At 38.4% G+C, this 25,392-nt stretch carries 31 protein-coding genes; 11 read left to right on the forward strand and 20 right to left on the reverse strand.

Going from position 1 to position 25,392, the window contains the following annotated elements; all coding sequences use genetic code 11:
* Positions 1-459 precede the first annotated feature (459 nt).
* Genes IGI38_RS22415 through IGI38_RS22435 form a run of 5 tightly spaced genes read right to left on the reverse strand, consistent with a single transcriptional unit; the run spans position 460 to position 3,976 of the window.
* Positions 460-1,335: a hypothetical protein gene (locus IGI38_RS22415; RefSeq protein WP_438734121.1), complete on the reverse strand. Its 876-nt coding sequence runs from the start codon at positions 1,333-1,335 to the stop codon at positions 460-462.
* 4 nt (positions 1,336-1,339) lie between these two features.
* Positions 1,340-1,744: a PTS sugar transporter subunit IIA gene (locus IGI38_RS22420; protein ID WP_438734123.1), complete on the reverse strand. Its 405-nt coding sequence runs from the start codon at positions 1,742-1,744 to the stop codon at positions 1,340-1,342.
* A gap of 20 nt (positions 1,745-1,764) precedes the next feature.
* The gene (locus IGI38_RS22425; RefSeq protein ID WP_438734125.1) at positions 1,765-2,262 is read right to left on the reverse strand and encodes a PTS system mannose/fructose/N-acetylgalactosamine-transporter subunit IIB; all 498 of its coding nucleotides are present in this window, start codon (positions 2,260-2,262) and stop codon (positions 1,765-1,767) included.
* A 33-nt stretch (positions 2,263-2,295) separates the two neighbouring features.
* Positions 2,296-3,174, reverse strand: coding sequence for a PTS system mannose/fructose/sorbose family transporter subunit IID (locus tag IGI38_RS22430; RefSeq protein WP_438734127.1), 879 nt, complete (start codon positions 3,172-3,174; stop codon positions 2,296-2,298).
* A 22-nt stretch (positions 3,175-3,196) separates the two neighbouring features.
* Complete coding sequence (locus IGI38_RS22435; protein WP_438734128.1) at positions 3,197-3,976, reverse strand: PTS mannose/fructose/sorbose/N-acetylgalactosamine transporter subunit IIC; 780 nt, start codon at positions 3,974-3,976, stop codon at positions 3,197-3,199.
* 521 nt (positions 3,977-4,497) lie between these two features.
* Between IGI38_RS22435 and IGI38_RS22440 the strand changes: the two genes are divergently transcribed.
* The 3 genes from IGI38_RS22440 (at position 4,498) to IGI38_RS22450 (ending at position 7,354) form a co-directional block, all read left to right on the forward strand.
* Complete coding sequence (locus tag IGI38_RS22440) at positions 4,498-5,130, forward strand: bifunctional 4-hydroxy-2-oxoglutarate aldolase/2-dehydro-3-deoxy-phosphogluconate aldolase (RefSeq protein WP_438734130.1); 633 nt, start codon at positions 4,498-4,500, stop codon at positions 5,128-5,130.
* A 344-nt stretch (positions 5,131-5,474) separates the two neighbouring features.
* Positions 5,475-6,230 (forward strand): GntR family transcriptional regulator, encoded by a 756-nt coding sequence (locus IGI38_RS22445; RefSeq protein ID WP_070621335.1) that lies wholly within the window; start codon positions 5,475-5,477, stop codon positions 6,228-6,230.
* A gap of 56 nt (positions 6,231-6,286) precedes the next feature.
* Complete coding sequence (locus IGI38_RS22450) at positions 6,287-7,354, forward strand: pyridoxal-phosphate-dependent aminotransferase family protein (RefSeq protein WP_438734132.1); 1,068 nt, start codon at positions 6,287-6,289, stop codon at positions 7,352-7,354.
* 121 nt (positions 7,355-7,475) lie between these two features.
* Here IGI38_RS22450 and IGI38_RS22455 read toward each other — a convergent pair whose 3' ends face one another.
* Positions 7,476-7,640 (reverse strand): IS3 family transposase, encoded by a 165-nt coding sequence (locus tag IGI38_RS22455; RefSeq protein WP_438734388.1) that lies wholly within the window; start codon positions 7,638-7,640, stop codon positions 7,476-7,478.
* A 246-nt stretch (positions 7,641-7,886) separates the two neighbouring features.
* Between IGI38_RS22455 and IGI38_RS22460 the strand changes: the two genes are divergently transcribed.
* Together IGI38_RS22460 and IGI38_RS22465 are read left to right on the forward strand one after the other, a co-directional pair.
* Positions 7,887-8,339, forward strand: coding sequence for a MarR family winged helix-turn-helix transcriptional regulator (locus IGI38_RS22460; protein ID WP_438734133.1), 453 nt, complete (start codon positions 7,887-7,889; stop codon positions 8,337-8,339).
* On the forward strand, positions 8,323-8,700 hold the full coding sequence (locus IGI38_RS22465; RefSeq protein WP_438734135.1) for a hypothetical protein: 378 nt from the start codon (positions 8,323-8,325) through the stop codon (positions 8,698-8,700). The genes IGI38_RS22460 and IGI38_RS22465 overlap by 17 nt, the downstream gene beginning before the upstream one ends.
* Positions 8,701-8,777: 77 nt before the next feature.
* Here the strand turns inward: IGI38_RS22465 and IGI38_RS22470 are convergent, their stop codons facing one another.
* The 13 genes from IGI38_RS22470 to IGI38_RS22530 all read right to left on the reverse strand — a co-directional run bounded on the left by IGI38_RS22470 (position 8,778) and on the right by IGI38_RS22530 (position 21,242).
* Positions 8,778-9,242, reverse strand: coding sequence for an S-ribosylhomocysteine lyase (locus IGI38_RS22470; RefSeq protein WP_438734137.1), 465 nt, complete (start codon positions 9,240-9,242; stop codon positions 8,778-8,780).
* A 2-nt stretch (positions 9,243-9,244) separates the two neighbouring features.
* The gene (locus tag IGI38_RS22475; protein ID WP_438734139.1) at positions 9,245-9,901 is read right to left on the reverse strand and encodes a class I SAM-dependent methyltransferase; all 657 of its coding nucleotides are present in this window, start codon (positions 9,899-9,901) and stop codon (positions 9,245-9,247) included.
* A gap of 202 nt (positions 9,902-10,103) precedes the next feature.
* Positions 10,104-11,039: a PLP-dependent cysteine synthase family protein gene (locus IGI38_RS22480; RefSeq protein ID WP_438734141.1), complete on the reverse strand. Its 936-nt coding sequence runs from the start codon at positions 11,037-11,039 to the stop codon at positions 10,104-10,106.
* 448 nt (positions 11,040-11,487) lie between these two features.
* A complete protein-coding gene (locus tag IGI38_RS22485) occupies positions 11,488-12,009 on the reverse strand; it encodes a hypothetical protein (RefSeq protein WP_438734143.1) in 522 nt (173 codons plus the stop codon).
* A gap of 19 nt (positions 12,010-12,028) precedes the next feature.
* Positions 12,029-12,994: a DUF6731 family protein gene (locus IGI38_RS22490; RefSeq protein WP_438734144.1), complete on the reverse strand. Its 966-nt coding sequence runs from the start codon at positions 12,992-12,994 to the stop codon at positions 12,029-12,031.
* A gap of 368 nt (positions 12,995-13,362) precedes the next feature.
* Positions 13,363-14,082 carry a helix-turn-helix domain-containing protein gene (locus tag IGI38_RS22495; protein WP_438734145.1) on the reverse strand — a complete coding sequence of 240 codons (720 nt, stop codon included), beginning with the start codon at positions 14,080-14,082 and terminating at the stop codon, positions 13,363-13,365.
* A 22-nt stretch (positions 14,083-14,104) separates the two neighbouring features.
* Positions 14,105-14,857 carry a winged helix-turn-helix domain-containing protein gene (locus IGI38_RS22500; RefSeq protein WP_438734146.1) on the reverse strand — a complete coding sequence of 251 codons (753 nt, stop codon included), beginning with the start codon at positions 14,855-14,857 and terminating at the stop codon, positions 14,105-14,107.
* Positions 14,858-14,922: 65 nt separating this feature from the next.
* On the reverse strand, positions 14,923-15,138 hold the full coding sequence (locus IGI38_RS22505; RefSeq protein ID WP_438734148.1) for a hypothetical protein: 216 nt from the start codon (positions 15,136-15,138) through the stop codon (positions 14,923-14,925).
* Positions 15,139-15,215: 77 nt separating this feature from the next.
* Complete coding sequence (locus IGI38_RS22510; RefSeq protein WP_438734149.1) at positions 15,216-17,438, reverse strand: WxL domain-containing protein; 2,223 nt, start codon at positions 17,436-17,438, stop codon at positions 15,216-15,218.
* A complete protein-coding gene (locus IGI38_RS22515; protein ID WP_438734150.1) occupies positions 17,435-17,866 on the reverse strand; it encodes an LPXTG cell wall anchor domain-containing protein in 432 nt (143 codons plus the stop codon). The genes IGI38_RS22510 and IGI38_RS22515 overlap by 4 nt, the downstream gene beginning before the upstream one ends.
* Positions 17,863-18,933 carry a DUF916 and DUF3324 domain-containing protein gene (locus tag IGI38_RS22520; RefSeq protein ID WP_438734151.1) on the reverse strand — a complete coding sequence of 357 codons (1,071 nt, stop codon included), beginning with the start codon at positions 18,931-18,933 and terminating at the stop codon, positions 17,863-17,865. The genes IGI38_RS22515 and IGI38_RS22520 overlap by 4 nt, the downstream gene beginning before the upstream one ends.
* 123 nt (positions 18,934-19,056) lie before the next feature.
* Complete coding sequence (locus tag IGI38_RS22525) at positions 19,057-19,761, reverse strand: WxL domain-containing protein (RefSeq protein ID WP_438734153.1); 705 nt, start codon at positions 19,759-19,761, stop codon at positions 19,057-19,059.
* Positions 19,762-20,126: 365 nt separating this feature from the next.
* Complete coding sequence (locus IGI38_RS22530; RefSeq protein WP_438734155.1) at positions 20,127-21,242, reverse strand: tyrosine-type recombinase/integrase; 1,116 nt, start codon at positions 21,240-21,242, stop codon at positions 20,127-20,129.
* 551 nt (positions 21,243-21,793) lie between these two features.
* Between IGI38_RS22530 and IGI38_RS22535 the strand changes: the two genes are divergently transcribed.
* The 6 genes from IGI38_RS22535 to IGI38_RS22560 all read left to right on the forward strand — a co-directional run bounded on the left by IGI38_RS22535 (position 21,794) and on the right by IGI38_RS22560 (position 24,537).
* Positions 21,794-22,510: a hypothetical protein gene (locus IGI38_RS22535; RefSeq protein ID WP_438734389.1), complete on the forward strand. Its 717-nt coding sequence runs from the start codon at positions 21,794-21,796 to the stop codon at positions 22,508-22,510.
* Between the two features lie 291 nt (positions 22,511-22,801).
* Positions 22,802-23,008, forward strand: coding sequence for a hypothetical protein (locus IGI38_RS22540; protein WP_438734157.1), 207 nt, complete (start codon positions 22,802-22,804; stop codon positions 23,006-23,008).
* A gap of 14 nt (positions 23,009-23,022) precedes the next feature.
* Positions 23,023-23,235: a DUF2922 domain-containing protein gene (locus tag IGI38_RS22545; RefSeq protein WP_438734158.1), complete on the forward strand. Its 213-nt coding sequence runs from the start codon at positions 23,023-23,025 to the stop codon at positions 23,233-23,235.
* A gap of 72 nt (positions 23,236-23,307) precedes the next feature.
* Positions 23,308-23,691 (forward strand): hypothetical protein, encoded by a 384-nt coding sequence (locus IGI38_RS22550; RefSeq protein WP_438734159.1) that lies wholly within the window; start codon positions 23,308-23,310, stop codon positions 23,689-23,691.
* Positions 23,692-23,733: 42 nt separating this feature from the next.
* Complete coding sequence (locus tag IGI38_RS22555) at positions 23,734-24,363, forward strand: DUF2922 family protein (RefSeq protein WP_438734160.1); 630 nt, start codon at positions 23,734-23,736, stop codon at positions 24,361-24,363.
* A gap of 81 nt (positions 24,364-24,444) precedes the next feature.
* Positions 24,445-24,537: a type I toxin-antitoxin system Fst family toxin gene (locus IGI38_RS22560; RefSeq protein WP_438734162.1), complete on the forward strand. Its 93-nt coding sequence runs from the start codon at positions 24,445-24,447 to the stop codon at positions 24,535-24,537.
* Positions 24,538-24,610: 73 nt separating this feature from the next.
* Here IGI38_RS22560 and IGI38_RS22565 read toward each other — a convergent pair whose 3' ends face one another.
* On the reverse strand, positions 24,611-25,312 hold the full coding sequence (locus tag IGI38_RS22565) for a helix-turn-helix domain-containing protein (RefSeq protein WP_438734163.1): 702 nt from the start codon (positions 25,310-25,312) through the stop codon (positions 24,611-24,613).
* Positions 25,313-25,392: the final 80 nt, after the last annotated feature.

Genomic DNA, 25,392 nt, shown 5'->3' on the forward strand with positions numbered 1-25,392 from the left:
CTGCTCGAATTTCACAATGTATCACTTTGGGATTGGAATAGCGGATTTCCTCTATTATGAATGGCGTTACTATAGTCCAATCATCAGATCATCTCTCCCTGCTTCTACAACGTCTTCAGTTAAGGATAAGGAATAGCTGGCAATTGTTCGACTGTAATTTGCTAACCACGGACGTTTAGAAACTCTTTTAGTATCAAATCTAATAAAGAATGGTCAGCTTGGAAAACTTCATTTGACCGCTTTGATTCTCTGACTTTAATTAAATTACTCTCCTTTGAATAATCCCTTATCACCTTCATGAGTCAATGTTTAAATAGATGAAGGAAGTGCCTTAATAATTTTATGAACCTGATTATATCTAGGAAAATTAAATCGTCCTTCAGAACAAATCAAGTACTCGTCAAAAAATCCGAAAAGAAGAGGATTCTTTTCGGATTTTTGCTATCTTTAAATTGTCTCTCATATTGTTGCATCTGTTGAGTCAAACTTTTTATTTTTAAAAGTTTCATTGTTTAAAATTTTTAGACTCGCCTCTATTCCTTCTTCGTAATCCTTTTTTCTTTCATTTTTAAAATTACCGTATACGAATAGAGAGTTCTCAAAATAGGAAGTCAAAATTTCACTTTTCGTATTTGACTGACATAGATTCCCCGCCCCAACACAATCCAAAAAAATGACCTTCTGATTTCTTTTTTTTACTAATTCCTTACTCAATGCATAATAGCCCAAGTAATCCTCACATCCATAATCAACAAACGCAAAAGCAATTTTCTTTTGCTCCTTTGGACCAAGCAAACTAGCAAACTTTAATATAGCAACAACACTAGAAGTATTTCTTATCAAATTTCCAAAAGTTGGAAATCCTCCGACACGTGAAAACTTGATAATCAATGCTAGTAACGAGATTGATATAAGGCTAGCGAGTATGTCTTTAAATCCAAAAACGCCATCCTGAAATATCGGCAATACAATAAAGATTGTTACCAAAAGCATTATTGTCGTTATCAATATCATTGAAAGAATATAGTTCATACTATTTTGGCTTTTTCTTCTATCCTCATTGAATGGTTCATATGTTTGACGTAAAAGGTTAAAAACAGGTGTATCGTAATATGTCGAAACAATATAGTCTGCTTTCTCAATGTCCCCAATAACTGAAAAGTAACTCTTTTTTTTAATCACTTTATATTTCAAAATATCAATTTTTTCAAAACCGATATTTTCAAAATACTGCTTGATAATCGTTAAATAGCGTAGTTTCTGGTTTTTGGTGATTCTCACATTGTTGACTATCCCGAAAGTCATAAAAAGTTCTTTTATCGTTGTCTTATCCATATGATTAACGTAAATCTAGCAATTCGATACTTTCTCGACAGGATTCTGTTAATTGATTTGCTAACTCTTCCAATGTAGTTCCACTTCTTAAAGTAGAAGCTTCAAGCAGTACTGGAAGGTTTACACCAGTTATCATAAGAACATCTATTCCATCAGCTTTTAATTCATTTCGAAGCATAGAGACAGAATTGAAAGGAGTAGCTCCAAACATATCTACGAAAACCAATACTCCTGAATCAGAATTCACTTTTATAATGACTTCCTTCACTTCACTTTTGAACTCTTCAAGTCCTTGGCCTTCTCTAAGTCCTAAACTTTCAAAGTTTTCCTGTTCGCCAACAATCATTCTTAAAGAATCTTTGATACCATCAGCAAAATTCCCATGTGTAATTACTGCTATTCCAATCATAATTAACCTCTCATTTTAACTTAGTTAAATTTTTTAAGTGCTTCCTTCAAACTAACGCTTCCTGTTGAACCAGGAATTGTTTGAAAATAAACATTGATATTTTTATCTTCATTCAATTTTTTAAAATCTTCTGCTTCTTCTTTAGTAATAGCCGCAGTATTTATGATTTGAACACTATCTTTTTTCTTCATAACATTTCCTAAATTGATTGATTCCATTTCAACACCACGTTGCGCAACTTCAAGCATCGGAGGAACAGTTTTTGAAATCAGCAGCACCTTATCATCACCAAACTGATCCTTTTCCCATTGTTCAATAATTCCATCAACAGAAAATGCTTTGAAAGTCATATTCGCTTTTCTTGCTGAACCTGCTAAAATTGTCTGCATGAAATCATCTTTTGCTAATTCATCGTCAACGATATAAATTGTATTCGCTCCTGAACTTGCGGCAACACTAACAACTACTTGTCCATGAATCAATCGTTCATCTACTCTCGCAAAACTTACTTTTCCCATCTTAATCCCTCCAGCATTAATGCTTTTTTATCTTTAAAGAATACCAATGAAAGCAAGTATTCCTAAAATGATAGTCATATATACTATTGCTCTAGTGATATTGAACTCTTTCTTCTTGAAATAGAAGTATAAGAGAAAGACTGCTGCAATTGGTAAAACCCCTGGTAAAAGCTGGTCTAAAGCATCCTGCAGAACAAAAAAGTTTTTATTCCCCAAGTTTATTTTCAAACTTGAACTAATCTTAACATAGCTACCAGCCAAAATCCCCATCATGAACAAACCAAGAATCGCCAAACCATCAAGAATTTGTTGTGTCTTACTACTTCCAACTAGGTTTGCTGCTGCTTGTCGACCTAACTTATAACCTAAACGTGTCAAATACCATCCAAAACCAAACTGGTATAAGGCAAAACATAAGAATGGGAAGAATGCTCCAAAAGCTGATCCTCTTTGAGCCCATGGTAATCCAATAGCTATAAAAATATATTGAACAACGCCTTCATCAATCGAATCTCCAATACCTGCCAGAGCACCCATCAGTCCAGCTTTTAAGTTATTGATAGACTCATCTGTAATTACCGATTCACCAGTTTCATGTTCTTCCTTCGCACGTTCTTCTTCCATAGAAGCGACAATTCCCAAAATTGTACCGCCACCCCAAACAACTTGAGTGTTATAGAAAACTAAATGACGTTCATAAGCTTGTCGCAATTGCTCCTCATTTTTATATATCTTTTGTAAAATTGGACGCAGTGCCCACAAAAATGAGGCTGCGATATAACGATCAAAAGAATGGGGCATTTCAACCGCATAATGAAATCTTACCCATGCTTTGTTAATATCCTTAAGCGTTACTTTCTCTGGTTTTGATTCTGTAGATCCTACTGAATTTGTATCAATCATTTCAGACATTTTTTCGCCTCCCGTTCCTTTCCTAACTATTAGCCATATCTGCGGCTTCTTTTCGAATGGTCACATAAACTACTGCAACCAATGCCCCTAAAAGAGCGTAAATTGTCATATTGACTTCTAAACTTTGAAGCATTACTGCTAGGAAATAAGCAATAATAAAGAACGGCATATACTTAGGTTTTGCAATAATATATACCGCTGCCGCAATACCTACAGCAGCTAACCCTCCACCTACAACTTCCAAAACGTGTAGTAAAGTTTTCGAAGTGGCTGATTGAAGTAAATCCGCAATAAAAGGTGCTCCGTACTGAATAGCAATAAATACTGTAGGTACAAACAATAGCATTCCTCCTATGAAAGGATATAGAAGTGTGTATCGTGTCATCATGCTATCATTCATTTTTTCTGCTGCTTTGTCTACTCTATTCATGAGAATCGTATTTATAAAGAAACGTGCTTGATAGAGATATGTTCCTGCTAATCCAACTGGTACGGCGATCGCCAACGCAGCTTCAGCACTGATACCACCGTAGATTGCTGTTGGAATTGCTACTGCCGCTGCAACGGTTGGCTCAGAAGCATTAATCCCACCAGGCCCAACAACACCCATGTAAACCAATTGAATTGCAGCACCAATCATCACAGATTGGCTGACTTCTCCTAAAATGATACCAACAACCAAACTTGTTACTAAAGGACTTGACCGCAAATTTAGCGTCATTGTTCCTAGAGATCGAGTCATTACTAATCCTACCCAAATTGCAATTAATAATGATTGCCAAATTTCAATATTATAACTCATAGATTAAATGTATAGGATTCCCAATAATTAAATCCTACGTCTCCTTTCTTATCTTTAAATGAACTTATATAAAAAGTTAGTTTAGCTCACACATACCATCAATACCTACAACCTCCTTTTTCTTCTTCTAAACTTCCTTTTCACATCTGACTTTAAAATACTAAAACTCCCTTGTATGCGCTATCAGTAAAACCAATATACCAAACATGTCATAACAAGTCAACTTGTCATAATAAGGTTTGACTTGTTATGACAAGTTATGTATGATGGTGTCACAGCAAGATACTGAAAACCATTTCACAAAATGCTTTTATGTAGCGTTTTAGTGGTATATATCGTTCGCTTTATTTCGATTAAAAAAAGTTTTCAGTAGGATTTTTTTATTTTTATTAAGGTAAAATTTGAGTTTCAACAGTGCTTTTCATAATAAGAAAGGAGGATGAAAATAGAAAAAGCACAACATGTAATGACAAGTATCTCAAATAATTATTATTGAATTTTTAGAGGAGGGAACAATTACTATGGACTTTAAAAGTCAATTGCAGTCAGCAAGATTACTGCCAATCATCACATTAAAATCGGAGAACCAAATTTCGATTATTAGAAAAGTTATTGAGAACAGCAACATTGAAATGGTCGAAGTAGCCTTTAGAAGTGAGTTAGCTGCTAAAGCTATTGAAGAATTTTCTACACTTGAGAACGTATCAATAGGTGCAGGTACTGTTAAGTCTTTGGAACAAGCTAAAATTGCAATTGAAGCTGGATCGAAATTTTTAGTATCTCCTGGATACAATCCAGAAGTTGTTAAATATGCATCTGAAAAGAACATTCCTATCACACCTGGTGTTTTAACCCCTACTGAGATTCTGAAAGGAATGAACGAAGCTGATATTTCAATATTTAAAATTTTTCCAGCGAACATTATTGGAGGTTTATCTGCTATTAAAGCCCTAAGTGGCCCATTTTATGATGTCGATTTTCTTCCAACAGGGGGAGTTAATGAGGATAACTTCATTGAATTTCTTCAAGAACCACAGATTATCTGTGTTGGTGGATCATTTATTATCAATGATTCAATTAACGAATCAGAAATTACGAACGAAATTGAAAAAATTAATGGTTTAGTCAGTAAGGCTAAAGCAGTACGAAAGTAATTTGAAATGTTACCGCTTTATTGATAACATCCTAAAATTTGCTAGTTAAGCAAAATGATTTTGGTCTTTCAATCGGGCATCGAAATGGGAATCTTATGATAAATCCTTTTTTATCCATGAAAAATTCATTTTGACTCGCAATCCAGGCTTAAACTTTGGTATATTCTTCTTGTTAAGACCTTTTTAGAATACTTTTGATAAAAATGCGATGTTGAGATTTTTAGATAAATTCTTGTCAATATTCTTCTATCGTTGATTCCACCCAAAGTATATAAAAGGTTGTTATCTCAACGAAATAATTAATTAAATTGAATGATGACTTATGATAAGGAGAAATTACGGAAATGAAAGATTGGAAAGTCGCCCCACAAACTACTGTATTAGACAAAGGGTCAAAAGTACCTCTTTACAAACAGCTCTATTACATTTTGAAAAGCCAAATCGTGGATGAAATCATAAAGGATGGAGAAGAATTCTATTCTGAAAACGATTTAATGAAGCTTTTTGATGTTAGCAGAATTACTGTAAGGTCAACTCTTCAGATGTTAGAAAGTGATGGATACTTAAAAAAATCACAAGGGAATGCCTCGATTGTTGTAAACCAAAACCAATTCATGTGGAATTTATATGAAATTACAGGCGATTTAATGAAATTTGATGATCTAAAAACAGAACTCAAATCAATTTCCCTAGTGAAACCGTCAGATAAGGTTCTAGACAACTTAATGCTCCCTTACGATACAAAGACCGTTTTTAGGATCGAACGAATTCGTAATGTTAAGGGATACAAAATGGCAAGGTCAATTTCTTACCTTCCATCTTCTTTACCAATTGATTTAAATAATGTTGGTTTTGAAAAAGATAATTCCATAACAAAATTATTACGCAATTTAGGCGAAAATCCTACGTATTGTGAGGAGACAATCGAGGCTGTAAATGCTGATGATAAAACTTGCGAACTACTCGATTTACCGAGTAATAGCGCTGTCTTCTACCGTAATCGGGTTACTTTTAACGATAAAGACTTACCACTTGAATATGTTGAGAGTTACTATAATTCAAAATATACAAAATACTTCGTAAAGAACAAATTATTGTAAGATTCTCCATCCTTTTTTATCAGTTTCATTTTGAAGATAAGAAAGGAAAATAAAAAATGGAAAAAACAATTCAAATGTTAGTGGGACCAACTGCTCTCCCACATCGAGTAATGTTAGCAATGGATCAAGAGGCCTACTCGCATCGAAGTGAATATTACAAAGAAACACAACATTCAGTTACAGAAGGTATGAAAAAAATTTTCGGAACAAAGAATGATGTCTTAATGTTAACCACCTCAGGTACAGGGGCTATGGAAGCAACTATTCAAAATTGCTTCTCACCGGGAGATGAAGTAATTATTCCTATTAATGGTGCCTTTGGAGAGCTTTTTTATAATGTTGCAAAAGGCTATGATTTGAATATCATTCGCGTCGATTTTGAATACGGAATGGAGCAGAATGTTGAAGAAGTCATGCAGTTAGTTACTGATAATACAAAGGGTGTCTTTGTCATTCATAATGAAAGCTCAACTGGAGTTGTTAATAATATTGAAAAATACGGCGAAGCACTCAAAAATACAAATGCTCTTCTTGTAGTAGACAGCGTTAGCGGAGCTGGAGGTATCAATATTGAAATGGACAACTGGAATATAGATATCATTTTTACCGCTTCTCAAAAAGCTCTTATGGCACCTCCAGGTTTGTCTTTTGTCGCCTTAAACGATAAAGCTTGGGATGCAGTAGAGCGGATTAAAAATCCAAGATACCTATTCAACTTTTCAAAAGATCGTGATTATGTTCATAGAGATTTAACAGTTCATACTCCAGCAACTCATACATTGCTTGCTATTCAAGAAGGATTAAATATGATTTTCGAAGAGGGATTAGATAATGTTTTAGCTAGACATAATGAAAATATGCACGTTGTTCGTGATGGTGTAAGAAAATTAGGTTTGGATCTTCTTGTAGAAGATGATTCTTACGCTTCACCTACATTGACCGCTGTATCAGCACCAGAAAATGCAGATTATTACGTGAAAGAATTGGCTAAGCGAAAAATTATCGTAGGTGGTGGAAAAAGCCCATTAAACAAGGATACTTTCCGAATTGGAACAATGGGATTTGTTTCAAAAAATGACGTTATCGCCGTTTTGACTGCTCTAGCAGAAATTGTGAATCAATAGAACATTAACTAGCTGTGATCAGAGTTTGATCATAGCTTTTTTTTATACACTTGAATCAAAGTCGATAGATGAGACATTTTTGTGAGATCTCTTTTTATGTTAATCAGCCAATACCTTTTACTCAAATTTCACAGGAGGATAAATATGCTAATGCATTGTGAATTCTACGATTGTTATAAAAAACTTGGACATAGTTAAAAATTTCAAGTTTTGCCTCTTTAAAATTTTGATACGTTGACCGTTGATAGATACTCTTTATCATTTCGTGTAACATTTGAACATAGATAGACTCCTTCTTTTGAGACTAGTTTTCCTCTCCTAAAAGTTGTCTAAAATTCTTTGCTAATCTAGAACTAACTCAAACGTCAATTAGTTAGAAAGTAATGTGCCGTTTAAATCCAAAAATGACACTCAATGAAATGCAACGCAACTTTCGATCGCGTCGTTCACTATTTCTTCAATAAGTGCGTTGACAAAGGACGTCTATCCAATATATAGTATGTGTACACACTATATTTCAGGAGGCGGCAGCATGATCATTAATCAATCTTTAGGCTATCTTTTAAATACAAGTGCCAGAAATATTAAATCACACCTAAACAATGAATTGAAAAGCGCGGGTATCACCACGTCTCAATGGGCCATTCTAAAGCTTTTATCAGAGAAGGGAACATCGACTCAAGTTGATATCGCTTTGAATCTAAAATCCGATAAGGCGACAGTCGGAGCCGTCATCGAAAGAATCGAAAAAAGGGGGCTAGTAAGAAAAGAAAAAAGTTCACTCGATAGGCGGGCGTATGAGGTTATCTTGACAAACGAAGGAAAAACATTAGTCGATAACTTAGTCGGCTCAGCAGAAAGTGTAAACAAACGCGCCTTGGAGGGATTGGATCAAGATCAAAGAAAAAATTTGGAAGACTATCTAAATAAAATCATTTCCAATTTGGAAAATACCGAGGTGAAAAACGATGAGCTGGGTGAATGAAATCTATCGAGGACTCTTTGTCGCTTTCGGCGCAATGCAACTACTAACTAATCTTGGTTTTCTTTTGAAAAGCAATGGAGATCAATTAGCTCGAAAACAGCATCAAGAAGTGCCGCCGACGATTTCCGCTAAACAAATGAGGGTTAAAATTTGGCTGATGTTGAGCTTCGGCATCTTATTCATCAGCGTCGGATTGTATTCCTACATCAATCGACTCTTCCCATTACAGCTGTCCCTACTATTATTAGGTCTATTTGCTCTGTATGCACTATCAGAAGCCCTTTACTATAAATACTGGAAAACGATTGGGTTTGCTTTGATTTCGATCATTCTTTTTTCGATCCTCATTTTCTCAAACTAAAATAATCCGAAGACAAGCAAAGAAGCGAACCTGATTTCGGTCAGGCCAGCTTCTTTAGTATCCGTTCACTTCCACCTTTATTCGTCGGCGAAAACAACGCGCCATTCATCACGGTCCGCTAAAAATTCTTCCGCTAACGCCTGCGCGCCTTCTAACGTATGACTCGCTGCCCAGCCGCATTGAACTGGATTGCTGGCAGGAACTTCGGTAGCCGTCAGCACATCTTTCATAGTCCGCTCGACGACATCCATGATCTCATCGATGTTGTCGTGATTTAACACCGTTAGATAGAAACCTGTTTGGCAGCCCATCGGTGACCAGTCCACCACATAATCCGCATGATTCCGAATCAATTCAGCGGTCAAATGTTCCAAAGAATGCAGTGCCGCCATTTCCATATGTGCTTGATTCGGTTGCTTGAAGCGAACATCGTACTTCACGATCAGATCGCCATTCGCTCCAGTCTTCTTATCCGCCACACGAATATACGGCGCCTTCACTTTTGTATGATCCAGGTTAAAACTCTCCACATTCATTTTCATCTTTATTCTGCCTCCATTATTTTTTCCGCGACGACTAGCCAAACAAAGCGGTTCATTTGCCGATACCTTGTTTGAAAGCCGTTCGCTCGAAAGATTTCTTCTAATTCACTCATTAAAGGATAATACTCCCGTTCAAGATCAGCCGCTAAACGCACGCTGCCTGCCGCCTTTTCCGTCGCAAGTATGTCCGCATAAGCCTTTTGTGATAAGAACATCGTATCGCCGAAGATGATCTTTCCGCCAACAGGCAATAACTGGCGATAACGCTTGATCGCCTGCTTTTTTTCTTCTGTAGTCAAATGGTGAAAGACTAGATTTGAGACGATCGTATCTATTGGTTCTGGCGGTACAGGGAAATGCTCCATATCGCCAGCCAAGAAAGCGACTTCTCGCAACGCCGCTTTTTCAGCTGCAAGGTTCCGCATCTCCGGCGATGGCTCGATCGGGTAAACAGTCTTACCAGCGGCAACCAACGTCTCCGTTAGGTTTCCTGTTCCGCTGCCAAACTCTAACACCGTCTCTCCCGAAGCAGCTGTGATCTCCGCAAGTACCTGCCAATAATTCGTAAACACTTCCTGATACTCTGGATTTCCGCCATTGACCTCAGCATCATAATCCAGCGCCCACTCTTCAAAAATCGGCATGAATTCCAATCCCATAGGAGACAACTCCCTCTCTACTGCTTATTTGTCTTTCAAAAAATTCGCTAGCTCTAACACTCAGCACATCCGACGAGCTACACCTCCCAAGTCTTCTGCCAAATAGACCTCTGCCTTTACCTGCAGGAACTACTGCAACGTCCCTGCGTTTCGCCAACCTATAATGACCATAGCTTGGCAAATGCCATTCATAGTTAGTTCCTCAATACGCCTTCCGAAAATAAATATCCTTTGATAAGTAACGATCGCCTGCATCAGGAAAAATCGTCACGACCTGACTGCCAGCCGGCAGTTTGGCAACCTCCGATAATGCCGCCACCATCGCAGCACCCGATGAGCTGCCGATCAGAAGCCCGTGCGCCATCGCCAATTTACGTGTCATCGCAAATCCATTCGCATCGCTGATCGTCGCAAACCTGTTGATCGGCAAGCCTTCAAGAAAGGACGGAATAAATTCCACACCGATCCCTTCGATCTCATGACCATGACTCTCACCGCCATTAAGAATCGAGCCCTCCGGTTCCACACCGATCAAGCGTACCGCAGAATTCCGTTCCAGCAGATACTGCGCAACACCGCTAAAGGTCCCGCCGCTGCCGATCCCCGCTACAAAGCTGGTGATCGCTTCAGTCCCCAAATCTTCAACTAGTTCAGGGGCTAAAGAATGATAATAGGCCGCAGGATTCGCAGGATTTTCAAACTGCAACGGCAAATAACTGTCGGCGATCTCCTCATGAAGCCGCTTCGCTTCTTCGATCGCTCCGCTGATCCCTTCAGCCGTCGGTGTATGGACGAGCTTCGCACCTAAAGCCATCATTAACGCTTGCTTCTCCAAGCTGAACTTTTCCGGAACTACAAAAATCGTCGGCAGGCCCGCACCCAATGCCGCAAGCGCAACACCGATCCCAGTATTTCCAGCTGTCGGCTCAATAATGGTCGTTCTCTCTGTGATCTTCCCCTTCGCCAGACCCTCCTCGATCAGATAAACACCCAATCGATCCTTGATACTCCCTCCCGGATTCATATACTCCAGCTTTGCATAAATCGCCGAACCCTCAGGAATCTCCTCAAAATGGTGATGGGTAAAACGCTGCAGCGGGGTTCCCCCGATCGCTGCCTGTATCGAATCAATAATCATCGTCGCACTCCTCGCACTAAAGAATTTATTTTTTGAAAAACAAAAAAAGGCGCTGACTATTAATCAGCACCTTGAGATTCCGCTATGTTAACACCAGAGTATCCCGATCAACGGGTATACCAGCAGCTATACAAATCGAAAATTGGGCAGTTAATAGGCATGACAAAACGGTATGCTGCTTTTTAGCACCATACAACAACAGCAAGATTCAGTTGAAAACTGTTTGCTGAATGTCATGACTATACCTCCAAATAAATTTTAGACCATTTACAATGTTTTAAAAAAATTATCATAGATTGGAGTTGGTGTCAAAGGAAAGACTCAGATGAAAATATTCTATTTAATAAAAAAACAGATTGTAAATCAATATTATAAGATATAAAATAATTTAAAATAGTATATAATCAAAACCCCAATATTTTTTATTGATTATAAGGCAAAACATATATTAACTCACGCTTCTTCTACCCGTAGTATCATTATCCTTAAAGGTACAGATTTTTACAATTATCCAAATAAGATAAAATACATCCCATGAAACAACAATAAACAGAAAGAACCAGAGAAATAAGCCCATACCTTTAATAAATGGCGGCATATTAGGAATAACAAAACAATAAAAAATAGAAAGTAAAACTAAAACAATATTATATAGAAAAGCATCTCTTATTCTTTTAAGTAACTTATCGTAAATTTCCAAATCTAAGTCATATTTCCTAGCCTTCTTAAAAAAAATAGAATCTTCTCTCAGACTCATTAGCAACCCAATTAACAATCCGAGAATACCCAGAATTATTGATGAAAAAGCTATCGTGTCACTTATTGCCCCACGAATACTCAACATGTATCCTTTTTTATAGATACAAACCAGACTAAGACAAATAATGATTGTGATAAAATATCTGAAATAATCTATCTTATCAATCAAGTCACCCTTTTTTAGAATTTTTTTTGCCTTTTCCAATTTCATATTATCACCTTGTTTTACTCTACTTTGGTAACAGACGAATTAATTTATTTTGCATAGCATTTCCTTCAGCAAAGTAATTTTGCTCCTTAAACCCATTGAAAATATAATCAGCACCAATAGTAGATCGATTTTGTACTTCTAATACTATCTCCGAACTTAACTTTGGTGTCAATAAATCAATATAATCCATAGAACTTTCCATATCTCTTCTAGATGCTACATGCATGCCTACATCTAAATCCTTATCATTAGTTAATGTTAGAACATCTTTAATCATTCGACGTATTTCTTCAGAATCCAAGGATTCATTTTTTCCCGCTTTTGCCATTGAAAGAGTAATTTCAAAATTCATTCCATGAACTTTCGATAGTGCTTCAACTGATCTACTTAAAACATCTGAATTTAAATCTTCATCAGCTATTTCATTAAAATCTGCTCCTTTAATTGTAATTTTTCGATATATCTCATTGTTCATCACCTTGTCTATAGCATTACTGTCAATTACTGGTGCTAAATTTACAATATACGGCAGATCCCCATCAGGCTCTTCATTCAAATCATTTACCTTCATCCTTAAGCCGCTCAATGTTGATGCAATTTGCTTAATATTTAGGCCATAAAAATTTCCTTGAGTTATCAATACTTTTGTTCGAGGGTCATATATCAGTAAGTTAAACTCTCCTAAGTATTCATCATCGGCCAAATTTATATCTTCTTTATCTTGGTTTATTCTTTTTCGTGAAGGTATATTTTTTGATCTAAGTTTCGATAACTGAATATAATACAAATTATTTGCATAGTCATAATCACAACTATTCCACTCCAAATCAGAGACCTCATCGCCTAAAAAAATTGAAGCATCAAATGCTCTTTTGTTGTTTAATATTGTATCTAAAAATTTTTTCATATCCCATGAAACTAATTCATTTCCCTCAATTACTAGTTGCGGTTGAAAATAATTGAATCTAATTTTTTGTTTTGCCATTTCATTAACTCCTTTTGTTAATATCCATTAGTAATATTTTTCAAATATAACTTTATTAATCCGAATCTTAATGTCTTTTTCGAAAAATTAGAGGCGCGTCTAGACCTTAACTTTACATGTGTGTAGTTTTTTTTACTGTACCTTCAGTTGCAACAAAATCAAATACAATAATATCTTAATTCCAAAAAATCATTTATTAAAATAATAAATTATCACAATGAATTATTTAAAACAACTAAAATACCGTATACGGTAGATTTTCAACCTTGATTGGTTTACTTAAAATAATATTAATAATTAGAAAATCATTTAACTTGCTCTAATTAGGCGTTTTAATAACACAAAAAGAGGCCTAAAAGACCTCTCTCCTACTGCCCAAACAAAACTTCATCTTCCCCTTCAACATACACCTGCTCATAAACCGTCCCATGTAGCTTATACCCTTGCCCCCAACAGGTCTCGATGATCGGACCTTCGACGTGTTGGCTTGCCAACTTGTTCTTCAGATGCTTCACCATCACGGAGAGTTGCGACATGCTGGAATTGCTCTTCGGCCTATTCCACATGCGTAGACAGATTTCTTCTCGTGACACGGTTTGTGTTTGTTGTTCATAGAGAATTTGAAACAGTTTTAATTCTCCTCCGCTTAGAGATAGGCTTGATAATGGGCGTTTCTCTGATGATTTGGGTAAGCGGACGATTTTCTGATTGGCTATGAGTTGATCGCCGCTTAGTTTTTCCCGCAGCGCTTCGAGTTCTGGTTCGCTTTCGATCCAGTCGGTTACGCCTTGTGTTTTCCATTCGTCTAGTTGGGCATCCTCTAAGCGTTCATCTGATTTTCTTAGGATGGAGAGTGTGTGTTCCTTCATTCTTTTTATGAGTTCTTTTACTTCTGCATTTGCGATTGTTTCGCTTAGAACGACATACTGGAATGCTTTGATCATCTCACTGCTCGGTGTTTTTAAGAGACAGGCATCGATCATCATAGTTGAGGTGAAGACTTCATGCCCTAACTGACGCAATCTTTTCTCAAACGACTGTTCATTTAATGTATTTTTGGTTAATAGTAATATTTGACTCACTGCCATTCCTTCTTTCTGCACTTCGGATTTACGTGCGGACACTTTGCTGATAGTTTTGGTATTCACCTTTCATAAGGCATTGATAAAAATAGGTGTTCAACTGGTAGCCTTCACCCCACATCGTGAGAACCGCATCTTCTATCCCATAGGCTTCCATCACTTTTCTTCTAATCTTCGTGATCGCGGTGGATAATTGGCTCAGCTTGGAGTTTTGATTTTTCGATCGCCAGCCTTCGCAAAGATTATCTCTGGTTAAAGACAAATCCTTCGCTGCCATTAATCGATTAATAATTTCCTTTTCAAGTTTTGTAAAATGAATATCTGAAAAATAGAGCGGAAACGCCTTTTTCTTATGACTCGCTACTGACTGGTTGCTATAGAATGGGCTTGTCATTGAATCCCTGCTCTCTATCTGATGCAGTAAGGTTTTGTGAATGATTTTTTCACGCAGCCTTTCTAAAGAAGCCGTCGCCAGCACCCAATCTGGAATGTGCCAGCTGTTCCATTCCAACACAACAGCTTCAGATGGTTCCTCCCCGACGATTCGGATCAAACAATTTGCGCTAAACTGCTCGCCAAAATGCCTAGCCTCTTCATCAGAAATCGTTTCACTTAAGAAAACCCACTGAAAGGAGTTTATAAACGGATCTATTCTGCCAGAATTCTCCCAATTTTCCCAGATAGAAACTGAAATCAAGACCTCGTAATTCAGTTTTTGAAGCTGCTCCTGTAGATAGGTATCTACAGAAATATTCTTGGTTAAGATCAACACCCGATTCATTTTCCACCTCATTCTTTACTGCTTTTATGTATGGACCCGCTCAATCATTCGAGCGGGTCATTTGCCTAACTCGTCAGCTGATTCTGGATCAATACGTACAAGCTGATACTGAGTCCGATCCAGATAATCGCCGGAAGAAACATCCCCCAGTTGGCAATAAGATACGTGATTTTTCTTTGATTTGTCTGCTCGCAATAGCTTAAGTCTTTGACTAGGAAGAAGATCGCCAGCACTAATGCCAACACACCCATTCCCGCAGACAGCCAAACGTAATTGTACATAGAACTCTCTCGCTCCTTGTTCGTAATAAGGACGTTTTTTCAAAAATCCGTTTGATTCTTACATTGGACAGCTCCAATTAAGGTGCTGTGGTCAATGTCCAATCCATATCGGCTGTATAAGACAAGCCCGCGATACCGGAATGGGCCATTAATTCCAGCTCAACTCCATTGATATCATATTCTAGGTGATAAACGCCTTGATTCGTCCCATTCGTAAATGCGACAGCGTTACTATCAGATGGAATGCTTACCGTTCCTGCTAAAGTAAGATTGGCTAAAGTTTCATTATGCTTATTGTAATTTTGTACTTCCATTAACATTCCATTTTTTAATTTGATTGTCGTGGTCGTCGGTAACGTCTTCGAACCGCTAGTAAACTGACCAAGCTTCGCCGTTAAGCTCCAGCCGCCCGTACTTTCCATATCCATGAAACGAATGTACGGATGGTAGCCAGATTGATACAGTGATGTGTCTAGTCCTTTCGTGTGTGCGAATGGCTTAACCTCGACTTCTCCAAAACGAAAATCAGGAATATTGATTAATCCCGCATTCCCTACAGGCTCCAAGTTCGGTTCATCAAGATCATCGATTCGAACAAAATTCTCTGCCGTGACAGGAGTAGGAATATTCCCAGACACTTCAATCTCCGCTGGCAATACTTGATTCACTGCACCAGAAGCTTTTGTTGTAAAGGTAATGTCCGCATAGTTGTTCGGTCCTGCATTTGGAATCGTGATCCCCGTTAAATTGACACCCGTAGCCAAATCTCCTGGATTCAAATTGAAATCCTGAGGCGAACCGCCCGCTGGCGTTATGGTGACTTTATCAGGATCTTCCAAACCTGTAGACCAGTTACTAGTCTTCTTCAAGACTAGATTCTTCAATGCAGTCGCCCCAGTGTTAGTGAGTCGAGAACTCCACGAAACTGGATCTAAGTTTTTAACAATTTGAGGAGTAGGTGTCAAGTCCAGTGTTGCTGTTGTGCTAGCTCTTTGATAAATGTAATAAATATAATAGTTCCCATTAATATTAGTTTTTACTACAGATGAATTACTCACAGTCCCGCTTGCCCCTACTTTCCATCCGACATATTCCCAATCTGTATTAGAACTATCTGTTTTAATAGCTGCAGGTGCTCCATTAAATGTTCCATTTGGAGCCACCGGAACAGATTTATCCCATGCGCCACTATTAATAGAGTTGTTACTTGCATCTGTATATTTCTCATTGATTAGAAAGGTTTTGGCATAAACTACATGAATTTGACCTTCAGCATCAAAGTCAGAAATAGACTTTGGCTGAGTATAATCCACAGTAACTGATGGCGGGTTTGAGGTTTCTAAAGTTGCAGGCCTTGTAGTACCTTGATACCATCCTTGTAATTCGTAATTATATCCATTACTCGCAATATATGATGTTGGTAATTTATCCATTGTATGTGTATACACATCTTTATCAACATCTGATTTTTTATTTTGAGTAAAACCCACTGGAGGATTCAAAGATGCGCCATCCTGATCTTCGAAAAGCTCTCTCATCTCGAATGCTTTCATAAAGAAAGTGATTCTTTTTCCATTACTAGCTAAACTTGAAAAATTATATTGATAATCAGACCATCCTACTCCTGACCCCCCAGTTATTGAAAATTGTACAGAATCTGGGTCTTCCGCACCGCTAACTACTTTACCTCCAGTGTATTTATATGTTCCCGGCCCAGTTTTAGTCAGACTTGTATTCGGAATAACAGCCATTCCATCAGTTGTAGTTCCTTTAAATATTGTATTATCATTACTATCACTTCCTTGATAAAAACTCGTCTTCTGAGTATAAAAAGAGTAATTCCCTAATTTTGATGAGATACTAGACACTGATCGAATATGTTCAGGGACATTCGTAATTCTCAAATTCGAATACGTAAGATATTTGCTATGTGAACGACCATGTTGAGGGCCTATTAACTCCATTCCAAACATCATTGTGGGCTCTGTTTCTGCATGAGAATAATTTCCAGCTCCATTATTTGTTAGTATGATATTTGGTTTTTGATTGATATAATCATCTACTGTAACAACAGGAGGAGAATCATGATAAGTGTATTGTCTTAACGCATAATCTACTAATACCGTAGGTTCTTGCCCCAAAGGTATAACACTTCCATCATCCCTTAAAACATTGAGATTGATTTCTGCTCTGAAACTAGCATTCTTCTTTGCTAAAGCTTTTTCAGGAGAGCAGATCGCACCTAACAATATTCCGAAGGCAACTAATCCTGATAAAACTCTTATCCTTATCTTCTTCATACCTTCTTCCTCCTATTCCTTCTCAAATAGAAGAAAACAATACCAACCATTCCCATACCAAGCCAAGCAAGATTCTTACTGATAAATTCTCCTGTTTGCGGTAAGACTTTGCTGGCGGCATTCGTTACCGTATCCCAATAGCTTCTTCCGCTGCTGCTCCCTCGATCATTTGTGATCGGTAAGATTTGACCCTTACTGCTAGAATCAACCGTGGAACTCGGTTCTGTAGAACTGCTTGAACTACTGGAAACCGTCGATGATGTGGTGGTAGAATCTGTTGGATCTGTCGAACTGCTGGTACTATTAGGATCATAAAATCCGATACCCGCAGGTGTTTGCCCTTCATACGTTGCAGCATAGACAGAGGCACAGCTGACACTTAAACAAAATAGCCCCGTGACTAGATACAACCCGATTTTTTTCTTCACTCGTCTCCCTCCTTCGCTTTCTTTCGCTTCATGAGACGTAGAATTAAGAACAGTGCCAGAATCACAGTCGCTAGAATCATGCCGTAGAATGCCGTAGTCCACCATTCAGGAATGAACACACGAAAGGCGGTTTGCTTGTTCATCTTCTTCGCCATCTCTCGTGTAATGGTAAAGTCCTCTTTGAAATCCCAACTTTTCGTTTTCCCTTTGACTTTCCCTGTGAAGGTATACTCTCCAGCTGCGACTTCCAACATTCCCCAATCAATTTGAAATGGAAAGACTGAATTCGGTGCGATCTTGACATCCTTAAGGGAATGCTTCGCAATCACCTTATCGCTGCCCTTTTTCGTAATTTTCCCTTCCGCTGCTAACTTCTCCATCGCTTCTGGATAAGGATTTTGGATCGAAGCTTCAAGCACCTTACTTCCATAGTCGATCTCAGGATTCAGCGATGCTAATTTCAATTCCGTCTCACCGTAAATCGGCTGATCGGCCTTTTCTGTCAACACCATACCGATCGCATACCCATAAGTGTTTTTCACCGACATGCCTTGTTCAGATTCATCCTCATCATCAGATTTCAATGAAATACGGATGCCGCCTAAGCTAATGCCAGAAAAGGCTTCGGCGGGAACAGCTATATCGATCTCGGCTTTTCCTTCTGAATAGCCTTCGACACTGACTTCCTTATTCTTAGGCTTGGCGATGTTCGTGATCGGCATCGCCATGCTTTTATCCGCTGGCTTGTCCCGCTCATCGTAGGTGATCAATCCATTTTTATTGGTGGCTGCTCGAATGACTTCTACTCGATAGGTTTGTTTCTCCTCAGAACTATTGAAAATCTTCACTTCAACCGTTTGCGTGTCACCCGGTTGGACCAATAAATGATAGAAGCTGATCCGATCATTGAGTTGGTTCTCAGGTAATACGGCCTGTACCGTAAACCCTGCACGTTTTTCATTTTCAGTCATTCCTTGGGTACTCTCAGTTTCATCGGCAAAAACGGTGCCTCCGATTAAACCAAGCACGCCTATCAAGAGACTTAAGATTACTTTTGTCTGTTTCATCAGGACTCCTCTTAATAAAAATAGGTTGAAAATAATTGAGTCATCTTCAACCTATTTCCTATCTGTCTACTCTATTTTTAAACTGCGTCTGTCAATGTCCAGTCGATGGTACCTTTGTATTGTTCATCTGCGACTACAGCGTTCATCGGTGCAGTAGCCTTCACCACGACCATCCGCATCTCCAGCATTCGTTTCCGCAGCCGCACTCATAATCAATGAGCTTGTCGTACTCAACGTAACCGCAGCGGTTACATTATCAGGAGTATGCACGGTTGCGCTTTGAACTGTGGGCGTTGAAATCCATGGATTTGGTGATAGTGTTGGCGTTAACGCATTGATTCCTTGACTCATTGTAATTGTTGCACCATCTAATTTCTTAGTTGCACTAACTGCTAAATCATCTGTTAATTTAGCTTCCAGCTTCCAACCAGATGCACGCAATCCTCGAACATCTCCCACCGCAAAATGTTTAGTTGCCGTATTGCTCCCAGCTGATCCACCTGTATCTAAAGCCGGGTTACCTTCCCAGTTTGTATCGATTGGAACCACAGTTGTTGTGGTAACCACAGATGTAGGTACCGCCGTTTCTGCGAAGTTAAACTCTTTTGGCACATACAATAGGCCGATATCACCTGTTACCGGAATAGGCGGATCAATGATTGGTGGATCAATGGGTGGAAGTTCTAGTCCCCCCGATTTAAATTTAATTGACCCATTCGAATATCCAAAATAATCTGTTGCCGCTTCTGCCGGCAAAGCTGTGGTAGCTAATACACCACCGATGAATGCTGCACTTAACAAGCCTGTTACTAACTTTTTCTTATTCATCTCTTTCTCTCCTTAAAATAATTTAATTTTTTGTATATCAAAAAAGTACACATGGTACAGTTGATATTAAGATAAGTGGGTATCAAATCCCTTTTTTTAAGGATAATTCGAGGATTCTCTTTCTAAGTTTGGTTAAAACTAAGATTTCTCCTAAAAACGTTGATATGACAATGATTTTGAGAGTTTTTGACGGAAACTGACGGCGGACAGAAAAGTTTGTGAATTCTCCGAAAATTCTTTTTTGCACTTTTTTTATTAAGAAAATGAATTGGAAATTACCTCCAATAAAAGTAAGCGCTTACTTAGTTATGACAAAAGGGATTCCCTTAAATTTTAATCTTTCTTTTTTTGAAAACGGTTGATCGTCAGGCGACTTTTTTATTGGCGGCTTCCATCCGATAAATGACTTCGATTCGCTGCTCGATCATCGAGTCTGCATAAGTGTCCAAGGTTAGTTTAGTTGACGCATGTCCTAATAATGCGCTGACGGATAAGATGTCACTTTGGGCTTCCAGACAACGAGTCGCAAAGGTATGGCGTAATTGATGGAAGTGAATCTCTTCTAATCCGCATTTTTTTCGAATACGATGGAAATGATAGGTTAATAATCGTGGTTCCATCGGATGGTTATTCGTAGAGAAAACAAAACTGCCTGTTGATTTTCGTCGATGTTTTAACAGTTCCTTTCGTAGTGTTCTTCCTATTGGGATCGTGCGAATACCAGAGTCCGTCTTTGTTGACCCAATCATCAGCTGCGTTTTTTGTTCTTTCAGATTGAGTGAGATTCGTTGGTAGGTATGGTTAACTTGAATCAGGTTCCGCTCAAAATCAATATCACTCCAACGCAAAGCGGAAATCTCCCCAATCCGCAAGCCTGTATACAACGCCAGATACGTTGGCAAACCTGTATCATTTTTTTCTTTTAATGAAGCTTTTTCCAACGCTTTCTGTTCTTTTTTTGTGAGAGAGCGGATTTTTTGCGGTTTTGTTTTCGGTAGTTTTAATGCTAAGAAAGCATTCTCCTTTAACTTCTCTTTCTCCTTGGCATAGTTCAGACATTTGTTGATAATTCTGAGTATCACCTGCATGGTTGAGGGGTTTAATCCCTTTGCCAGCCACTCTGAAAGCAACTGTTTCCCAACATCGATGGTTAGTTCATTTAAATAGAATTGACCGATAAAGGGGAACACATAGTTTGTCAGCTTATAGTGATAAGAGCTATAAGTAGAAGGCTTTACCTCATGTTGAATTTCTGATAACCAAATCTTTCCCCATTCCTCTAAAGGAATACAAGCATCCCCATAAATTTCCTGATGAGTGAAATAGTGTGCTTTTAATGAATAGAGTTTTATGCGAACCTCTTGAAAGGCTCTTCCATAGATATAGCCATATTTGATTTGTCCGTTGGATTTATAGCCTTTTTTGTATCTTCCTTCCCAACGGCCATCTTTTCGTTTGTAGATGTTTTCTCCCTTGCGCATAGATCTTCCTCCTGACGGCTTAATTGACGGTAAATAGTAGGTTACTTTTTGATGAAACTCTTGATATCCCCTTCTTTTATTATGCGATTCAATATTAATAGAATATTACAAATATCTTTTTTTAATAATTAAAAATTATATATTGATTATTCTTGTGGGGTATTCTATAATTAAATCAAATCAATTCACTTTTTTATAAGATAATTGTTTTTTCGAAATAATTCTATTCTTAGTTTTAACCAAACCATGTAATAATCTAGTCGTAAATAACATCTATATCAACTAAAAATTCACTAAATAAATAAAGGCATCTTCTCATAACCCTAGAGAAGATGCCTTTATTTGCGGATAAAATAGTGCTCATTTTTTATAAAAATAATACAAAAATTGAGTTTTTCTTTTTTTCTAATTATTCTTAGATTGGGCTTTTTATCGTCTTTGTTACCTCAGACAAAAAAGGAAAGAAACTATTTTTTTGTATTTTAATTTACAATGCTAATGGAAACAAAAATAAAGCGCTTTACTTAAAGGGGAGATTTTTTGTGGAAAAGATGGATTATGAAGTTATTTTAGATGGCGAATGTTGGACAGATACTTGGGAGGAGATTTGTTCGACAGCCGAAGAGTTTAAACCACTGGAGATTCGTGAGATTACGTGCATCGTTCCTAGACCAGATAAGAAAGGAGTAGTGATCCTCGCCGGCAGCAAGGTTTTCACCCATCCTCAGACGGCCTTAGGCACCTTGCAGACTTATTCCTTCGCCCACTGTTTTCCTGATTACACGATTCTTACGTCTGTTCTCAAGGATATCGGTCGTTTTGGCAAGTATAAATTCCCGTGGGCCTGCCCTCTTTTCACCTTATGTCCTATGGAAGGCGGAAAGAATAGTATCTGGATCAATCCGCTCGAAATCGATACTATCTATACACAGGATGGGCTTCATTATGCCCAACTGCTAAATGGAATGCAGCTGGTGATCCCTGTTCAGCGCTATTATGCGCTGCTGCGAGCAGAGATCGCCTGTGGTATTCTAGCCGCGATTCGCCAAGATACCTCACTCTTTGCGATGTATGGCGATCGGCCATCCGATTACCTCGTTCTGCCAAGGACCCCTTTTGCCCGCAGCTTATCCAAGCGGTCCATGCTCAATACCTTCGTTACCCGAAACTATGAGATCCATCGCCGCTACCAGCGCGCCCGATTTCTTCACTACTATAATGACTTAGAAGAAATAGCCCAACTCCCACACTGGGAAAATTGGCAATAATTCTTGTTTCTGACTGGATGGCTCCTTCATCCAGTCTTTTTTTCTGCTTTATTCAAGAATTAAGGTGCAAACCCTTCACTCTACTCCTAATGATCCGATCAAGTCAACGCGCAATTTAAAATTGCCCCCTCAACTTCGAATGTTTCAAACGGTAACTCAACGTTTCTGGGCACAAAACGTTCGAAATTGAGGAGGGCTAGATCGAAATTGCGGTTCGCATTTATTTTTGAATTCCTTTATCTTTTAGTCACCGGCCGGAACAAAAATAAATCAAAACATGGAGGCGTTAAAATGTTACAAAAGCTAAGCACGAAATTACAAGTTCACTTATCCCTGCCAGGTGTGGAAAAGTTAAAGAAAGTCACCTTCGCAAATATTGTGGATGAACCAGACGAAGCGGAAATCATTAAACTAGGTGAGATTCTCACCGAGCTTGACCAAGAAGGTACGTTATTAAACGGTGTGATCATCACTAGCCAATCACGAGTAACGAAATAGGAGGAGAAACATAGATGACAAAACTAGTAGCGATTTTTAAAACCAGCGGCGGACGCTCACAAACATGGAGCTATCCAAGCCCAAATGAAAGCCTGTCCAATCAAGAAATGCGGGGCATCCTAGAAAAGTTCACTTTACTGAACCTGTTCAAGAAAGACGACGAGAAGCTTTACAACCAAATCACCAGTGCCAAATACGTCGAAACCGTCGAACGAATCATTTTTTAAGCTTAATCAATGAGGAATGGCGGCCTAACCGCCGCCTTCCTCTACTAAATAACTAGTAGGAGGAAAGATCCGATGAATGAACAAACGCTCTCTCATCGCCAGCTGTTCCAGCTAAAATCAAAGACACTTGAAAAACGCATTACCGATTACTATTACCGAACACAAAACAGTTCACTAACGATCAAATATATCTTGGCTTTACGGGTACGATTCCAGCTGGGCGATAAAGAGTTTGCCCTCATTCTGAAGGATCTTGTCCGCGAAATATTCATGAACACCAAAGCAACCCGTACCATGAAGCGTTTCTTCTATTATTTTCAGGATTACTTCATGGCACCTGAATGGCGCACGCTGCGCTTAAGAGTCTTTTCTATCCGTAACTTTGGCGTAAAAGCCGTGTCCTTTGTCCGTTCCTTGATTGCAAAAGTCCGTCCTGACGAAACCAACGAACCTTGAGAATCATTTACCTGCGTAAAAAAATAGAAAGGAAAAGAGAGTATGACCCATGATTTAGTCACGACCTATTTGAACAGTCTAGGCAACAAACACAACTGGACTTATAAAGATGTGGATAACGATCTGCCTGATGAAGTCATCAAAGAAGCTTGCGAATTATTGACCAATTTAGATATTTTTGAACAAAATGGCGTAAAACTATTTGATTCTGTCGTCACAGCTAAGATCGTGACCACCACCGAAACAGAGCTCTTTGACAACGTAGCCGAAGAATCCACAGACGAATTCACAGACACATCCACAAATGACCAAGGAAAAGTCCGCTTTTTCCCGACTTATCCCAAGGCTATTGTGGACAATGTGGATAAACCTGAGGAAAACTATTCACATTCTGCTGTTTCTGTGGATAAGTCAGCTGTTCACTCACTGAAGCCCACAGTACCGAGAATTGAACCTCATTCATTAATAAAAAATGCGACACAAACCGGAAAACAATCGATTACAAAAACAGAAGAACGCTCCGCTGTGGACTATTCAGAACAGCTGCCCGAACAAAAGCCAGCAAAAGATACGGAACGACCCGTAAGGCTGCTGGATCGGCTTCGCAACCTAAGAAATAGGAACAAGGAAGACCCGTTGGACCGACCACCTGACAACAACTCTCGCGGCTAAATTCTGCCCTTCTCTCATCAAATATGCGTAGGTAATTCCATTCATGTCGTCATCCTCCACCATGGAAGGAGGTGATGCCTCTTGAGTGAGCTGATACGATATGTCATCGCTCCGCTCTTTGTGGGGTTGATCGTGGCCCTCGTCAATCATTGGCTGAGGGGACACGATCCGTGACGACTGATTGGATAAAAATACCCCTGCGGTTTTGCGGCCGCGGGGGTTGGTGAATTTTTTTCTTTATCAAAGCTTATTCATTTGCATATTTCAATTCTTTTGAATCTATCGAAATTTGATCGGAAACTGACTCATGTAGTTTATACCCTTGTCCCCAACATGTTTCGATGACTGGTCCCTCTATATTTTGATTTGCTAGTTTGTCTCTCAAATGTTTTACTAATACGGATAATTGCGACATTGTAGAATTGCTTTTTTTCCTTCCCCACATGCGCAGACACAGCTCTTCTCGCGATACAATGTTCTCTTGTTGTTGATAAAGAATTCGAAATAGTTTCATTTCTCCACTGCTCAACGGAATCGTAGATAATGAGCGTTTTTCATTTGATTTTGGTAATAAAATAATTTTTCCTTCGTTTATCGCTTTCTTGCAACTCAGTTTTTCTCGCAGGTCTTCAATCTTTTGATTGTTCTCAATCCAACTATCTATCCCAAAATCCGCCCACTCTTGTAACTGCGCCTCTTCTGGCTGTTCATCAGATTTTCTATGTATTCTTATTGAAAATCGTTGCAGTATCTTCACAAGTTCACTTGCTTCTATATTATCAATAGTCTCGCTCAGTACCACATGATGAAACATTTTAATAAATCCACTATCTATTTTCCCTAGAAGACATTCATCAATCAATACTGTTGAAATGAATATTTCATGACCTAATTGACGTAAGCTTCTTTCAAAGGCCTGCTCATTAAATGCATTTTTAGTTAAAACCAAAATTTGACTCATCTTCATTCCTACTTTCTAAATATGGTTTTCAAAAATACAAAAATAAGATTAGAAAAGCAAAGAAGTCC

The sequence above is a fragment of the Enterococcus sp. AZ128 genome, assembly GCF_051714485.1.
Classification (GTDB): Bacteria; Bacillota; Bacilli; order Lactobacillales; family Enterococcaceae; genus Enterococcus_A.